The following is a 16,176-nucleotide window of genomic DNA, read 5'->3' as shown; positions in this document are numbered from 1 at the left end:
GGGATTTAAGTGGGTCATTTTCCCGATAAAATTGTGATTTTATTGTAGTCAAGTTAACATGCACAAAAGAGGAAAATCTTGCGTCAGAGCAAATTTTGACCGGAATAAAAGAATAAAATTTTTGCCTCAAAAAAGGCTAAAAACAATTGCCCTTCGACATAGTATTTTTAACCTCGTTTTTAGGAAACGTTTTTAGGAAAATCCGCAAACCATTGATTTTACTGGGTTTGCGAGTACTTTATTTTTTCTAAAAACGAAATACTAAAAATGAAAATAACCATAAAAATGCGTTTTTAGGAAAAAATCATTCGTTTTTAGCAAAAAAATAGCCGTTTTTAGGAAAAACCATTTCAAAAATAGGGGGTAAAATAATGCGGAATAAAAATTCAAAAGTAGCTGCAACAAAATTATATTTATGCAAATGTGATGGCGTATGCATAACCTACAGCAAGATTCAATATGCCTATGCAATGAAACTAGAAAAAGATCAAAGCATAATCAGTATACGAGTAAATGTAGACCTTGATGGATATAAGGATGATAAATATCCAGAAAGAACTTACACATCAGACTTTGTATGCGTAAAAGATACAGGTGACCTAATGGTCCGTGAATGTATAGAAAGAAAACTATTACAAAAACCGATGACTATTAGATTACTAGACGGTTCCAGAGAGTACTGGAAGACGCATGGTGTGTCAGATTGGGGGATTGTTATTGATGAAGAATAAATTGTATAAATACAAAGATACAATAGTAAGAGTTTTAAAAGAATCTGATCAATCAGTTTTTATTATTGATTGCTTAAAAACCAAAATGCCGTATACAGTGCATAAAATGGATTTTAAGGACGCTATTTTGTGTGATGAGGATTTACTCATGCAAGAGACAAATGAGCCTGTATTCGACATATCAGAAGCTTCGGAGCATAATAAAAAGATAGCATACGATCGGTACAACATGATTGCTCCATTACTTTCCTTTATGGACGATAAATATAAACGAACATTATTGTTTAATCAAGTATGTCAGGAAAGAAATATAAGCAAACAGTCTCTTAGAAATTACTTTTATAAGTATCTTATTTTCCAAAATATTTGTGTACTTGCACCTAAGAGTAACATTACAGAAAAATCACTTACACAAGATGAAAAAAATATGAGATGGGCTTTAAATAAATATTTTTATAGTACAAACAGATATAGTTTAAAGTCTTCTTACTTATTTATGCTGAAAGAAAAATATTGCGATATAAATGGCAAGCTACAATCAAATATTCCATCTTTTTATCAGTTCCGCTACTTTTATCGTAAGACAAAAAATATGCAAGCTTTTTACATCTCAAGAGATGGTTTAAGTAATTACCAAAGAAATAAAAGACCATTATTAGGCGATGGAGTACAGGAATTTGCACCGGCAGTTGGTACCGGATTACTTGACTCTACGGTATGTGATATATATCTTATAGATGAAACAAACAGTTTAGTTGGAAGACCTATATTAACAGTTTGTATAGACGCATATAGCAGTTTTTGTTATGGCTATGCATTAACTTGGGAAGGTGGCATTTATAGTTTAAAGGTGCTTATGCAAAATATGGTATCCAATAAAAAGAAACATTGTGAAGAACTTGGTATATTCATAAACGATGATCAGTGGAACATATCTGAAATTCCAGGGACATTTGTAACCGATATGGGTAAAGAGTATGTATCTGAAAATTTCGAGCAAATAACTGAACTTGGAGTTACACTAAAAAATTTGCCACCATACCGCCCTGAGTTAAAAGGTGTTGTAGAAAAATTTTTTAATATCATTCAAGAAACATACAAACCTTATTTGAAAAATAAAGGTATAGTTGAACCTGATTTTCTTGAAAGAGGCGTACATGATTATAGAAAAGATGCATGTTTAACAATAGAAGATTTTGAAAAAATCATAGTGCGATGTATTGTATATTATAATTCGCAGCGCATTTTAAAGAATTTCCCTTATACAGAAGGTATGATAAAAAACAATATTGAGCCATATGCGAATAGAATTTTTGAATATAACAAATTACTTCCAGGAGCTAACTTAATACCGGTAACATTAAAACAAATTATGCTCACATTACTTCCAAGGACCACTGGCGTATTTAGCAGATTTGGACTTAAAGTGAATAAAATGAGGTACAAAAATGAGAATTATGTTGAAAAATATTTGGTTGGTGGGGAAGTAACAGTTGCTTATAATCCAGATAACGTAAGCTATATATGGCTTATAGAAAATGGGTGTTATATACAGTTTAAATTGATTGAAAGTAGATATGATGGAAAAGAGTTAACTGATGTAGAATTGATTGAAAAAGAGCATCGAAAACTCGTAAATAGTCATTGTAATAGTAACACTCAGGCACAAATTGACTTGGCAAATTCTTTGGAAGAGATAGTAGCTAATGTACAATATCCTCAAAAATTAAATACAAAATATACTACATCTGTCAAAAATAGAGCTAAAAGAAAATATCATATTGATTTCACGGAGGATATCTTAAATGGATGATTATACAAAAATATTACCAAAAATGTTATCAGGAGATGAACTTGTAAAAACTTTGTCTATTGTCCCCAAATATGAAGAGGTTAAAAATATGGATGTTGGAGAGAAACTGATTGCTTTATCAAATCTATATGATATTTACATTCCATCTAAAATGTCCATAGAGATTTATAATAAATTATATTTGTCTTTATATCACTCACTAAAAAAGAAGAGTTCAAAATTGGCATCACAACAAAGATACGAAAATTACAAAAGATTTTTAACAGGAAACTCTAATAGTATAATTGGCGGATCTGATTCATTTACAATAATAGGGAGTTCAGGTATTGGTAAAAGTACAGCCGTTAACAGGGCAGTAGATGTTATTGTTGAAAATTGTAAATTTGATTGCAATTTATTCTCAGATATAATTCCATTTGTAACTGTACAATGTCCATTTGATTCATCTGTAAAAGGTCTTGCGATCGAAATTTTGATGAAGATAAACAGTATGCTTAAAACACAATATTTAAATGGGAAAATTATTGATAAATGTACTACAGATGCCCTCATAAGCCAAATAAGTACAATAGCAATAAATAATATAGGTGTTCTTATCATTGATGAGATACAAAATGTTGCAAACTCAAAAAACGGTAAAAATATAATAGGATTTCTTACACAGCTTATCAACAATAGCGGAATAAGTATTTGTATGGTTGGTACTCCGGAAAGTGTATTGTTTTTCGAGGGTGCCGAACATCTTGCAAGAAGAACTATGGGGCTTAAATATACAGCACTTTCTTATGATGAGTACTTTAAAAACATATGCAATATATTATTTAGATATCAATATACTATAAAAAATGCAACAATAAATGAAGAGTTTTATAAATGGATATATGACCATTCCTGCGGTAACATTTCAATTGTAATATCATTATTACACGATGCTCAGGAAATTGCTATAATGTCAGGAGTTAGTAAAATTAATATTAATATATTGAATGAAGCATACCAAAATAGGATTGAAATGTATCACAAATTTATACAACCAAGCATTAACAAAGTCGATAAAAAGAAAAATAAACACATAATATCTGATAGAACAAATAATATCACACAAGATTGCGTAATAAAAGAGTTTAATAACATTGAAACGATATTGAAAATATCTAAGGAAAAAAATATTGATTTTATAAAACTGCTTAAACAATCAATTATAGTGGAGGAAATAAAAATATGACAAACAGATTTCCTAGCATCTATGATGACGAAACAGTTTACAGCTGGTTCTGTAGATATCTTATAAGTAGCGGTATATGGAGAGAGCATGAGATTGCAAAAGAACTATTTGTAAACAGTACAAATGTTATTAGTAAATTATTTATTGGAAATATTAATAAAGATACCGAAAATAATATTGAGAAAGTTATATCAATAGAAAATCTGTTAAAACATCATACAATGTTTTATGTTTATACAGGGTATTGTTCAAATGACTATGCTAATGAATTCCTTTATAATTTAAAAACGGACTGCTATAAAACAGAGCTTAATATAAGAAGACCACGTAGCGAAAATAGACAATTGAAATATTGTCCAATGTGTATTATTGAGGATCGTAAAAAATATGGAGAAGCATATTGGCATAATATACATCAAATACGAATGTTACCGATATGTCCTATACACAAGTGCAAATTGCATAATAGTGAAATACGTTATATTGGTTATGGAAGAGTAAGAGAAAAATTATCTCCACTAGAAATGATGAATCTTAACTCTGATGTAGAATATAACACAAATGAAATGCTTGATAAAATAGTTGAATACGCAATTGACAGATATTATAAACAAGACATAAAAGATATTGGTATTGATTATTTGTCGATTAGAAAAGAAAATTGGGGATTAAGAAGTAACATAATTAGTTTTTATAAAAAACATGGAATAAATTTTTGCGGTAGAGAAATAGACTCAATGGTATATGACAATAGAAAAAATTTTTATACAATGAGTGCCATATATTATTATTTAAAAATATGCCATTAATTTCAAAATTATCTTGAAACTTTAGTTGTTATGGAGTAGTATAATTATAAAATTATCCAATAGGAGGAATTTTATTATGGCAGCAAGAACAAGACGAACAAAAGAAGAAGTGCTTAATTCAAAACTTACAAAAATTGATGAAGAAATTAAAAAATTAACTGAGAAGATTAATGTATTATCAGAACAGAAGAAAAATATTGATAAAGAACTTGCTATTTTAAAAGCCCAGAAGTCCAAAGCCGAACGTGCAGCGCAGCTTACAGAACTTGCAAATCTCATGGATTCTAACGGTTACACAATTGACGAACTGAAGGAGCTTATGTCCAAGCCGAAGCCAACGGTAGATTAATAACACACTATAAAGCCTGGGTGAATGCCTGGGCTTTTATTATGGTCATTAGACCACATTGTACATAGAAATATACAGTAAAATATAGTAATATATTAGTAGAAAAGAACAGATTGGAGGGTTGACAATATGGACACATATACAGAACAAGACAGATTAAATGATTTCAAATATTTTGTAAGTATATACCAGGATCTATATAATAAATATGGAAAATCCTTTATAGCACTGAAAAATAAGAAAATTCTTGGAGCATTTAAAACAGTGAATGAAACAATACAAGCTCTCTCAGACAAATATAAGCTTGGTACATATATTATTCAGGAATGTAACGGTGATGAATCAGGGTATACAGCATCTATTATGACAACATTTATAAAAGAATAAGAGGAAAATATGAGTCTGGAATATGATGAGGAATAGTAACAATAAAAGCCCAGTTGTCCGTGTGGATCGCTGGGCTTTGTTATATAGTTTAATATAAAAACAATACAAAAAGGACACCTCGTAGGATGTCCTTTTTGAAAGTGTTCTTTCCAAATATAGGCTGGCTCATTTGCTCCTATACCCAAAAAGCACTTTATTTAGTTTTCTCTAATTTTTTATATATTGCAGTATATAACTTTTTATCTTGTTTGTCAAGAAGTTTTTGGATTTCTATATTTATTATATAGATCATCACGCATTTTTGCAATATTAGGTTTGAAAAAATCTTCTTCTTTGCAAATATAAGAGGTTTTTACTTTATTAGGAGAAAAGTATGGAATTTGTACTTTTAAGTTCTGATTATTATAAGGACTATTCAAGTTGCGGAATGAATAAATTTTACATATACAAGACTCCAGCGCGCAGGCCAATTTAAATCGTGCTGGAGTCTTATTAAAATTGAAATGTTAGTTACAAATATGATAATACCATACATAGCAGCAGAAGTATAGAAAAATCATGGTAAATAAATTGCAATAATTCGACATAAAGCCTTGACAATCGAACGTATATTCTATACAATAACATTTAACAAACAATTGTTCGATTATTTACAATAGGAGGTCGATATTATGATTAATCCAATACCTGCAGACGAATATATATATGAAAATGAAAATGCCAGAATAATTATGAAAAATCTTATCCAGAAAATTCCAATCAAAAAAGATACTGTGATAACAGAAAAAATGGCAATTCAAATATATGATGCACTCATCAATAATTATCCAAAACGGCTCGAAATCAATGATCAGGTATTTGTTCCAATATATAATATATCATGTAAATAAAAACGCGAAAAAATGGGGTAGTAAGCTGTATAATAACAACTTATTACCCCATATGTATAATTACTGCTTAAAGCTTTTTTCCATCAGTTCAAGGTATTTATTACGAACAAATTGCATTGATGAATTAACCTTTCCATTTTCGAGACCATTTTCTTCTAACACACGTTCGTATTCTGTGTGTGTATCAAAAATATGATCATAAATTTCTTTATTATATACTCTACCGTTCATAACAGCATTTGAAAAGTCTAAAATTTCCCAACGCATGTCATTAATCTCTTTGTTAACTAACATTTTCCTTAAATTCTCAACTGAATTTTGTAGTAACGTCTGACTGTCGGTTAATTGTTTCTGTATATCAAATGACTGCTCTCTATCATTGGTTCTATTATCCTTAAACTGTTGAACTTCTTTCTGTAAATCTATAATTTGATTATTCAAGTCTTTGATACGTTCCTCTTGTGCCTGTTTAGCTAAAGCAGATTTTGTAGTAATTCCAAATGTAGAAACAACGAAGTCTTTAATTTTTACGCATAGCATTACAATACCTATTGCAATCAAAACTCCAATTACAACGGTCCACCAATCAAAACTGCGTACAACTTCTACATTCTCTTTAATCCCACCAAACTTATCCATTTAAATCACCTTATCCTCACTCCCTTTATTCATTGTGTGCTGTACTATCATTTAACAAGATACCTACTGGAAACAAATCCAGGTGTATCTTTGTATGTAACAAGATACCATTTGACTCCATTGACGGTAGTGTAGTATCCATAATTTGCAACAGATTTTCCATTAGGGATTGTAATGATAAGATTTGAATTGGATGTATCTCCTGGTTTATAACGAAGATTAAGACCATTAGATGCTTTAACCTTGTAAGTACCAGCAATTGATTTATTAAAGGACTGTGCAGAAGCAACTTTAGAAGATGATGCAATAGATGGCTTTGAACTTGGTTTTGGAGCCGATTCTGCTTTAATTTTAGCATTATATAAGGTTGTAAGTTTAGCTTTTGTAGCCTCACCATAAAGACCGTCTGCAACAAGCCCATTATCACGCTGAAACGCTTTTACAGATGCTAATGATCCTGATCCAAAATCTCCATCAGCACCATATTTTCCACATGAATAACCAAGTTTAATAAGCATTGTCTGCATTGTTTTTACTGCATCACCTTTATCACCCATAGCAAGATAATTTTTTGTAGTTACAGGCGGATTACCATCAGCTGCTTCAGTATATCTGAGAACAACATTCCATGGATAATTTCTATAAGAGCGAATTAAGAATTCACGTCCAGTCTGGTCCCCAGGTTTACCTCCAGTAGCTCTACCATTTTCATTGATAGATGCTTCAACTTCAAGTCCATTACCACAATACATTGCAACATGACGTTTTTCATTAAGTAAAATATCTCCACGCTGTAAACCTGCTCCTGTTGCAAGATTTACTTTAGAGGTTACATCCTTAAATTTAAAATGTGTAAATACTGCTTTCATAACACCAGTATAAGCACAGCCATAAGTTTTAAATGAATAATCTTTTACAGGAATACCTGCATTGACCCATGCAGTGTAAACAGCAGAAGAGCAGTCATAATCGCCTTTTTCGTTCCAACGAAAAGTCTGATCATATCCATGTGCATCGTTTCGAGCTGTTGCTTCCATCCACTGAGTAGCTTTTTCTGTCTTTGTCATAAGATGTGACTCCTTTCTTAGAATTGAATTTAGAGTTAACTTTTAGAAGTGATCAATTACCATATATTTCCAGTGAAATATTTAATTAAAATTGGTATAATTTAAAAAAAATAGAAAAGGATGGTAATAAAAAAATGGCAACTGATATGAAAGAAAAATTTGAAATCAAGAATTATGTTAAATTGATTTGCCTAAGACTTGATCATTATGAAAGTTTTATAGAAGATGAAGTGAATACAGACTGTATCTCAGATATTAATAATTTTATACTTAAACATAAAAATGAAGAGGGAGTTAAGATTTTAATATTTGAGATGAAAAATATGAGAATGACTACGATTTCTCAGGCGAGAGAATATATACAACATTTACATGCATTCGATTACATCCGTGGGTTAATTGAATCCGGACATGATCTTATTACTTCTGATCAAGTTGATAAAATGTCAATAGGTGAAATAATTACATACATGCTTGATTACAAAAAAGAATAAAAATAAAGGGTGGTATAATACCACCCCTATTGATTATTTAAGCTTAAAATTGTAATGTGGTTCATCTTCATTAAAGAACCAGTACCTTAGATAATCGTCCAAGATAATTCCAAATGCACATACCGGCAAAAAGAGTAATGCAAACTGCCAAGAAGTCTGTCCGAGAATATTTCCAGGAAGATTACTATAATCCCAAATTCCAAGACCGAGCCATAAGTTTAAAACACATCCTGTCAAAAATTCTGCTATTAGTACAAATGCTTCAGATTTTGCTAATTGCTTCCAAAACGGATAATCCCATGAAGTTTTTTCATTTTGCAACCCACAATAAATGAAACATATTCCACCAAGAATAAACATACTTAAATAGCTATATCCTCTGAACAGGACTTCTATGTAGTAATAGATAGAACCACCCATGTAAAACAAAAATAAATATTTAGCCCATGGCTTTAATTTATTCATTTATATCACGCCTTTTTAGATGATTTTTCTGTAGCTGCATCTTCTATATTATCTGTACCATCTGTAGTATTTTCTGTGTCCTTAACATCTGTCTTAGTTTCTGGTACTGCAGTTTCAAGATACTGCTTTACAATACCTTCCATTACAGCATTTCCCTGTGCAATTACGGTATCCATATTAGTCTTAATTGCCTGATCTGTAATTTCCTGACCATATTTAACAGCTGCAATCTGTTCTTTGGTATTAAGTCCTCTTACATATGTATTCAAAGCATTACAATAAGATGTCTCTGCAAGAATGAGTTTCTGAATCTCACAGTAAATTTTAATAATATCCTGATAGGTATATACTTTGCACTGTGAGCCATCTGCATGATATGGAAGAGATACCTTTGTTGCCATGGCAACATCAGATAAAGTTTTAATATTTGCCTGATCATCACCTGTGGCAGAGAAGTGCTCTGTTCCATAACTTGTCTCTACATCAGTACCTGCATAAATTTTGTCCTGGCATTCTACACCATACTGTTTAATTTTGTATGCTCTGTACTCTTCAAGAGACATACTTGATTCGTCAACAGTATCTTCACCCATAGCAGCTTCAATAGATTTGATTTTTTCATTGAGATCAACAGCCTTGAGACGAACGGTAATTACAGGTTTCATGTTGTTCTCTTCATCCAGATAAAAGTTATATTTTATGGTAGAAGATTCAACGCCGCAATAATTTGTGATAGATTTGATTGCCAGACCATACTGATCCATTACAATAATAGACTTCGCACTATTAAACAGATCTACAATTGCTTTTTCATCCTCAGACATGATCGTTACATAAAATGGCTCATAAGAAATCTCACAATACTTAAATACCTGGTCATCAACTTTAATTTTGCCTAAAATAATCATAATATATTGCTCCTTTCAAATTTTGAGTAAAAAAATAAAAGGTCACTCAATTAAGAGTAACCTTAGTTGCACATATTTAGTTTTTGTTTGAGTCGTTTGTTTTCTTGTTTCAGATCTGAAACCTGAGAGCTTAATTCTTGAAGTGCTTTAACTATATATCCTTGAAGATAAAAACTATTTACAGATTTAACATCTATTCCACCATCTTTTGTAACTCCACCACCTTGTGAAAAATTAGGGTCAAGTTTTTCTAGTTCATCTGCAACGAATCCTATTGACTGATGTATATTTGTTTCCTTCCAATCAAATTGTCGTACTTTAATTGAATTAATAACAGAAAGAGCATTGGTAATTGATGTATTGTTAATATTTTTTTTCAATCTAATATCTGAATTAGAATATGTACAATGATATGTATTAAGCCCACATCTAACTTTAAGATAATTTGCATTATAATTTGATATAGAATAAACTCTATTATCATTTGAATCAGATACTACCACATATCCTCTTGCTGTAGACATACCATTATCATATGGAGATTTTTTTACTTGCCATTCACCATTTGGAGTGAAAATTGTATAATTGTCATTCCATCCACCCCATGGATCACCGTTCCCGGTCATCATGAAATAAACATTCGCCCCATCATTACGTATAATGAAGCCGTATTTTCCTTGTACAGCTCTAAATCCGTTTGCTGCAGTTGACTGTATTTCTCCACTCATTCTCAATGAATGACCTGGACCATATATACCACCATGATATCCATATGTATAATCATAAAATCCGAACCAGTTTTGGTCACCGGAACCAGTAGCAGATCCAAAGCGCCAGTCTCTATTTACTTCTCCACCTCTACAAGACCGATATTCTAAAGATGTGCTAATTAGTTCACTTGCGTTTGTATTTACACAATTAACCGTATCAATATATGCATTACTAAAATACCAACTACTTGTACCAAGTCCACAATGTCCTGCACCGGCTCCGCCAGACTGATATGGTATAATACCAGCTGTTGTAGTACGTATCCAATCTGATGTATTACCATCTGGTCTTGCCATACCATAGTAACCGTTTGCTGATACTGCACCAAGTTTTGCTCCTAACTTCGTATTTATTTCTGTTTCTGTATAGTAACGATCATCATGTGTATGTGACGATGGAGTATAACTAGATGGTTTACCACTTACGTTTCCCCATGCTACGGAACCGGCAGAACCAGCGCTTGTAGCATATTTTACAGATTGAGATCCAATTGTTGCAGAAGTAATGATAGTTCCTTCTTGCACTGGTAAATACACTGTTGTAGCCGAATTGTTTCCGGCATTATAATTTGTGTTAGAAGTATAGCTAAATGCTAAATTATCATTTGATGCTAAGTTGCCAATTGTCCAATATCCATTTGGTGTAGCTTGACCAACCACAGGATTCCATGAATCTTTAGTAGTTGCAGTACCACGAACTGCTACATTATTTCTAGCTGATATCCAACTTCCTCCACTACTACGTATTATACTACCTGTAATTGTGCCTCCAGATAAAGGTATATATGCGTGTGTATGTGAAGCCGGTGTGAAAGTAGAGGGTTTACTGGTTATTTCACTCCAACTATATGAAGGTTTTGAGCTTGCTTTAGCCCAACTGTAAACATCTGAAGCAGGACGAGCATTAGACAATCTATTATCATTACCTGCACAAGCTGTATCTGCTGTTGTACCGAGTGGTCTCCATGTGTTAGTATCTGTAAATTTAGCACCAGATGGAACATCGGAATTTACAGTATGACCATTAACTTTAGATGCATTGGATGCAGTAGCTGCGTTACCAGTACAAGAACCTGCAGATCCTGTAATATTAATACCCCAGGTACCACTTGCGCCACTACCAGTTTTTGTTACGGTATATGAGGTATAGTTTAATGTATGAAGCAATTCAGCACTTTCAGCCCAACTAGATCTTTCAGCAGCAGATCGCATAATATATGCTGCAAGCTTTTGTCTATTAACTCCAAGTGCAACACTACCACCAATATCATTACCACCATAGCAATCCATGATAATCCAATCTTTATAATTAGAATCACCATTTACTGTAGTATTCATCATTAAGAAACCAACTTTATTTGTTCCGAAATAATTTGGTTTTTGTTGTCCACCATTGCCAGTATAGCTTCCAACAACATAATTATGTGTATGCGAGGTGTCTGATTTACTAGCCAATTTCGTATTAATCTCAGATTCAGTATAATACCGGTCGTCATGAGTGTGACTGGATGCCGCATAGCTTCCCTTCGGCTGATATACACTATTTGCTTTACTTTTTATATAATTCCATAAAGCAGAATGTGGTCTTCTATGATAAGTTGTGGTAGTTGATCCACCACCAGCATATTGAGCAATATAATAATCTGTATCAGCTGGATCTGACGTACCGTTTGTAAGTGTATTAATCATTTGGTTTAAATCATGGGTGTGATTTGTATTTGATTTACCGTCAAGAGTTGTTTGAAGATTTGTAATATTGGAAATTGTGTGAGTATGAATCTTAGTTGCGGCATAATTAGAATAGTTTCCAGAATCAAGAACTAGATTTTTACCTTCGTTCTGATAAAAGAATCCATCAATAACAACGTTTAATTGACCGCTATTGTCACGAAATGCAATATCACCACCATTAGAAGTATGCCAATCTGTAACAACAGTTCCTGTTTGATTACCCCATGTAGCAGTAGTAGTTCTGCTTGAAAATCCTTGTGGACAACCTGCTGAATTTGCAAAATTAACAGAAGCCTTTCCTATATCTGTAATATTTGCAATCGTATGATTATGACTTGAAGGAGCAAATGTTGATGGTTTTCCTGTGATACCGCTCCAAGGAACAGATGATGCAGCAGTAACAGTATCGCTTGTAAATGCAAGTTTTCTCCAATTACCCCAATTACTAGAATCAAATACACGAATATAAATTTCTCCACTCGTCACAGTAAATTGTTGATAACGCCATCCACTTGCATTACGACCTACATATAATTCAAACGCAGCAGATTCAACAGGAACGTTTGTACAAGTGTTACCTCCACCTGCATAATACCATTTACCTTCAGTCTGTAATGTATTCAAATCTGTGTTGGTAAGAGCAGTATAAACAACAGTATTAGAACTTCCAGAAGATCCTGCGTACTTAACACTTTTATCTATATCTGCGGTATTATCTACGTTTCCAAGTCCAACATCACTTTTACTGTGAGTATGCTTTGCCGGTGCAAATACCGCTATATCTGAAAAAGCCGCAGATCCAAGACCTGCGACTTTAATATTATCCGTTGTCACACCATTTACGGTTATTTTTACCGTACCATTATTTGTACCAGGGGCGATTGTAATAGATTGAATTGCTGAATCTGCCTTAGCTCCCTGCGCAGATGTGGCAAAAGAAGAAGCATTAGAAAAGGCTGCACTCTTCAAACCATGCACAGTAGCATTTGATTCAATTTCATCCACTTTTAATGTAATTTGACCATTATTTTTACCCTCAGATATGCTTATATTCCGTGGTGGTTTGGCTAATAAAACAAACGATTTATCGGAATCATTCCACCTATAGATTGAATTAGTTGATGTATCAATGTAAATATTATTTTCGTCCCCAGTTTTAGGAAACAAGCTGAAAGAGGCTCTTGGGATTATCATCTTGTGTTGTGCAATACATAATTTTATATATGTTACAAGCTCTGTCAATCCAGATAAATTAAGAAATTGCTCTTTCATATTTTTAATCACCCCTTTCATAAGTGTTTATGTTTTTATATTATATATTTTCTGTGATCGTGTTTAATATTTTCCTTACTTACTTTTGCATAAATGAGAGTAGTGTCTAATTTTACGTGACCTAATATTTCCTTTATTTCTTCAACAGGCATACCACGGTCAATTGAATTTGTAGCTGTATCTATATAGATTCCGTCTATAATACCTTGTGAGGGGAACGATCCTAAAGAAGCATAAGGAAGAATTTCTTTATGGTCGGCAATACATTTTTTATTAAATTTACGGCCTCCCCTAATCCGCTATAATCAAGAAATTGTGTTTTCATGTCCATTATGCCCTTTCAAAAACGGAGGGGAAATTCCCCTCCTTTACAATAATCATTCAGTTACTTTAAAAAGAGCCTGAATCTTTTCAGATGGAATAGCTTCATAACCATCACCAACAAGTCCTTGTAAGGCTGCAATATCAGTTGCATTTTTTGCAATCTTTGGTTTCTCAACTGCAAGATCATCTTCAATAGCTTTGACTTTGCCTTCTACGGTTTCAACTCTAGTCTTAACACCATTAATGGCTTCTGTATTAGCTGTGTCGGCTGCTTCAAGAGTAGGAATTTTCTTCTCAATAGCATCTACTCTACCTACGCAAGCTTTCAGAGCCTCAGCTGTTGCATACTGAGAGAGATCAGAATCAGCAAGAGCTTTAGATACGTACTCAGCAATGTAGCTTACAATATCTTTAGAGGTTGCTGTGTCAGGTAAGGTACCAATCAAAGTTTTCAGATTAGCAATATCTGTCTTGTTTGTATTAATCTGGCTGTTCATTGTAGCAGCATCAGATGTATGAGTTGTGATCCAATCAGAAATTTCTTTCAAAGTATCATATGCTTCTGGAGCCTCTGCTACGATTTTTGCTACAGCGTCAGCTACAGCCTTCTTTACAGAACCATCGCCTGTTCCGTTTAGGGTATCAATAGCTCCTTTGTTTGCTGCGATGTCTGCTTTAATCTGAGTGTCGTTATATGCACCAGCAGTAACGGCTTCTTTGATGTAATCTACAACGTTCTTTGCTGTTGCATCAGCTGGGATGGTACCAATCACTCCAAGCACCTCTGCCTTTGCAGAATCTGCAGCACCAGCAGCATCAAAGTCTGTAACAGATTTTCCGGAATCTACCAGATTACCATCTTTGTCAAGACCTGCAATGTGTCCTGCAACAGCATTCTTAACTTTATCTGCTTTTGTCAGTGGCTGTGGAAGAGTAATAGTAAAAACAGCTTCATCTACTGTTACTGGAGCTGGTTTTGTATAAAAGTAAATTGTGTATCCATCCTCAGACTGGGATACAGTTTTAATGGAGTTTGCTACAGCATCGGAAATCTTTTTATCAATCTGTACGTTGTGAAGATTTAAGAACTCCTGAAGATTGTTAATCGTCATAAACTGTAATTTAGCCATTATATTTATTCCTCCTTTGGAATTTTAGTTAAATATGTTTGCAATATCAGCAGATTCAAGTCCACCGATTTTTTTATCTAAAGCTTCATCTATCTTTTTATCCACAAGTTCTGATACAGTCAGTTCAAGCTGTTCCTGAATAAATTGTTTTGCAGAATCCGCAGACATAAAATTCTGATCGTTAACCCATTTCTCAGTTACATACTTATCAGTTGCATATTCACCGTCTTGTTGGATAAAATAGAGAAGTATAGAATTGCCTTGGAATTGAGTAATAGATGTGCCGTGAGTATCTTCATCATGTGAAACTAAAAAGAACACTTCATCGGCAGAAGAGTGAACGGTAGTGCTATTACCGCCAATAATAAATTGACCCTTGATTTTATAAATTCCATCATCAAGAGTCGAAATTGTGACCGGTACTGTAAGAGATCCGATCAAATATTCAATTGGTTTATCTGTGAGCTTTCTATAAGACAGACTGTTAATATAATCTACAACAGTTTGTTTATCTTCGAGATTTCCAATAATATTATCTAATATAGTAGATAGCTCTGAGGATTTTATATAACTATCAAGCCCGATTTGTCGTTTTACTTCATCAACAATATGGTCCTTGTCCTCGTCTGTCATGGATAGATCATAAGAGAAGAGTAATTTCTTTTCATTAAAAAACTGAAGATTTGATCCAGAAAATCTTACGTCAGTGATTTGTTTATCACCTTTTGTATACCTGATCTCATTATCTTCAGTCATCCATGCGATTACATTTCCGTCTTCTATATAGCAAAGCCCTGGATATTTTAAAATACCTCGCTGAATTGCTTTTTCCGCAATCGCTTTTGTTGAGGCAGTAAAAAATACTGGTAATTTTGCCATGTTAATCTACCTCGTGTAATTTTGCATCTATTTCTTCGTATTCTAATCGTGAAATAGGCTCAATTTCGTATATTGTGTTGTCAAGTGGAAAATTATACAGCCCTTCAATATGCCAGCCTTTTTTACCGTCAGAAGACAATATAGCCTGTGCAATTTTGATGTCACATAAAATCAGTATTTTATGTTTCTCTTGGTACTGTATATAGTGAATTTTCTTAATGACATCCACAATATCTTGTGTCATTGAATTAGTTACTTTGTAATACATGTGAGTTGGCTCCCTTCGTTAAAAA

16 protein-coding genes are annotated in these 16,176 nt (G+C 33.0%); 8 read left to right on the top strand and 8 right to left on the bottom strand.

The window, feature by feature from the left end:
* The first annotated feature begins 371 nt into the window (after positions 1 to 371).
* The 7 genes from AB5706_RS03900 (at position 372) to AB5706_RS03870 (ending at position 6,204) form a co-directional block, all read left to right on the top strand.
* Positions 372 to 731: a PDDEXK family nuclease gene (locus tag AB5706_RS03900; RefSeq protein WP_195589905.1), complete on the top strand. Its 360-nt coding sequence runs from the start codon at positions 372 to 374 to the stop codon at positions 729 to 731.
* On the top strand, positions 721 to 2,544 hold the full coding sequence (locus AB5706_RS03895) for a Mu transposase C-terminal domain-containing protein (RefSeq protein WP_368365904.1): 1,824 nt from the start codon (positions 721 to 723) through the stop codon (positions 2,542 to 2,544). Before AB5706_RS03900 ends, AB5706_RS03895 begins: the two co-directional genes overlap by 11 nt.
* Positions 2,537 to 3,769, top strand: a complete 1,233-nt coding sequence (locus tag AB5706_RS03890) for a TniB family NTP-binding protein (protein WP_368365903.1) — start codon at positions 2,537 to 2,539, stop codon at positions 3,767 to 3,769. The genes AB5706_RS03895 and AB5706_RS03890 overlap by 8 nt, the downstream gene beginning before the upstream one ends.
* The gene (locus AB5706_RS03885) at positions 3,766 to 4,578 is read left to right on the top strand and encodes a TniQ family protein (protein ID WP_368365902.1); all 813 of its coding nucleotides are present in this window, start codon (positions 3,766 to 3,768) and stop codon (positions 4,576 to 4,578) included. Before AB5706_RS03890 ends, AB5706_RS03885 begins: the two co-directional genes overlap by 4 nt.
* 76 nt (positions 4,579 to 4,654) lie before the next feature.
* Positions 4,655 to 4,927, top strand: coding sequence for a coiled-coil domain-containing protein (locus AB5706_RS03880; protein WP_173769299.1), 273 nt, complete (start codon positions 4,655 to 4,657; stop codon positions 4,925 to 4,927).
* A gap of 129 nt (positions 4,928 to 5,056) precedes the next feature.
* Complete coding sequence (locus AB5706_RS03875; RefSeq protein WP_173769298.1) at positions 5,057 to 5,314, top strand: hypothetical protein; 258 nt, start codon at positions 5,057 to 5,059, stop codon at positions 5,312 to 5,314.
* A 671-nt stretch (positions 5,315 to 5,985) separates the two neighbouring features.
* Positions 5,986 to 6,204: a hypothetical protein gene (locus tag AB5706_RS03870; protein WP_173769297.1), complete on the top strand. Its 219-nt coding sequence runs from the start codon at positions 5,986 to 5,988 to the stop codon at positions 6,202 to 6,204.
* Positions 6,205 to 6,264: 60 nt separating this feature from the next.
* On the opposite strand, the gene AB5706_RS03865 is transcribed toward AB5706_RS03870, so the two are convergent.
* Both AB5706_RS03865 and AB5706_RS03860 read right to left on the bottom strand, forming a co-directional pair.
* Positions 6,265 to 6,843 (bottom strand): hypothetical protein, encoded by a 579-nt coding sequence (locus AB5706_RS03865; RefSeq protein ID WP_368365901.1) that lies wholly within the window; start codon positions 6,841 to 6,843, stop codon positions 6,265 to 6,267.
* Between the two features lie 47 nt (positions 6,844 to 6,890).
* Positions 6,891 to 7,910 (bottom strand): endolysin-like domain-containing protein, encoded by a 1,020-nt coding sequence (locus tag AB5706_RS03860; RefSeq protein WP_195589910.1) that lies wholly within the window; start codon positions 7,908 to 7,910, stop codon positions 6,891 to 6,893.
* Between the two features lie 134 nt (positions 7,911 to 8,044).
* Here AB5706_RS03860 and AB5706_RS03855 point away from each other — a divergent pair, with 134 nt between their 5' ends.
* Entirely contained in the window at positions 8,045 to 8,404 is a 360-nt protein-coding gene (locus tag AB5706_RS03855) for a hypothetical protein (RefSeq protein WP_195589913.1), read from the top strand.
* A 33-nt stretch (positions 8,405 to 8,437) separates the two neighbouring features.
* Here the strand turns inward: AB5706_RS03855 and AB5706_RS03850 are convergent, their stop codons facing one another.
* From AB5706_RS03850 to AB5706_RS03825, 6 genes are all read right to left on the bottom strand, one after another.
* A complete protein-coding gene (locus tag AB5706_RS03850) occupies positions 8,438 to 8,869 on the bottom strand; it encodes a hypothetical protein (protein ID WP_118584240.1) in 432 nt (143 codons plus the stop codon).
* Positions 8,870 to 8,874: 5 nt separating this feature from the next.
* Positions 8,875 to 9,777, bottom strand: coding sequence for a hypothetical protein (locus tag AB5706_RS03845; protein ID WP_368365900.1), 903 nt, complete (start codon positions 9,775 to 9,777; stop codon positions 8,875 to 8,877).
* Between the two features lie 62 nt (positions 9,778 to 9,839).
* On the bottom strand, positions 9,840 to 13,571 hold the full coding sequence (locus AB5706_RS03840) for a phage tail fiber protein (RefSeq protein WP_368365899.1): 3,732 nt from the start codon (positions 13,569 to 13,571) through the stop codon (positions 9,840 to 9,842).
* Between the two features lie 356 nt (positions 13,572 to 13,927).
* Complete coding sequence (locus tag AB5706_RS03835) at positions 13,928 to 15,004, bottom strand: hypothetical protein (protein ID WP_368365898.1); 1,077 nt, start codon at positions 15,002 to 15,004, stop codon at positions 13,928 to 13,930.
* A gap of 24 nt (positions 15,005 to 15,028) precedes the next feature.
* The gene (locus tag AB5706_RS03830) at positions 15,029 to 15,883 is read right to left on the bottom strand and encodes a hypothetical protein (RefSeq protein ID WP_368365897.1); all 855 of its coding nucleotides are present in this window, start codon (positions 15,881 to 15,883) and stop codon (positions 15,029 to 15,031) included.
* Position 15,884: 1 nt separating this feature from the next.
* A complete protein-coding gene (locus AB5706_RS03825) occupies positions 15,885 to 16,151 on the bottom strand; it encodes a hypothetical protein (protein WP_368365896.1) in 267 nt (88 codons plus the stop codon).
* Positions 16,152 to 16,176 lie beyond the last annotated feature (25 nt).

The sequence above is a fragment of the Ruminococcus sp. RTP21484sp1_RTP21277st1_D2_RTP21277_210401 genome, assembly GCF_040924225.1.
Lineage (GTDB): Bacteria > Bacillota > Clostridia > Lachnospirales > Lachnospiraceae > Blautia_A > Blautia_A faecis.
This window is presented reverse-complemented; position numbering and strand designations above follow the sequence as displayed.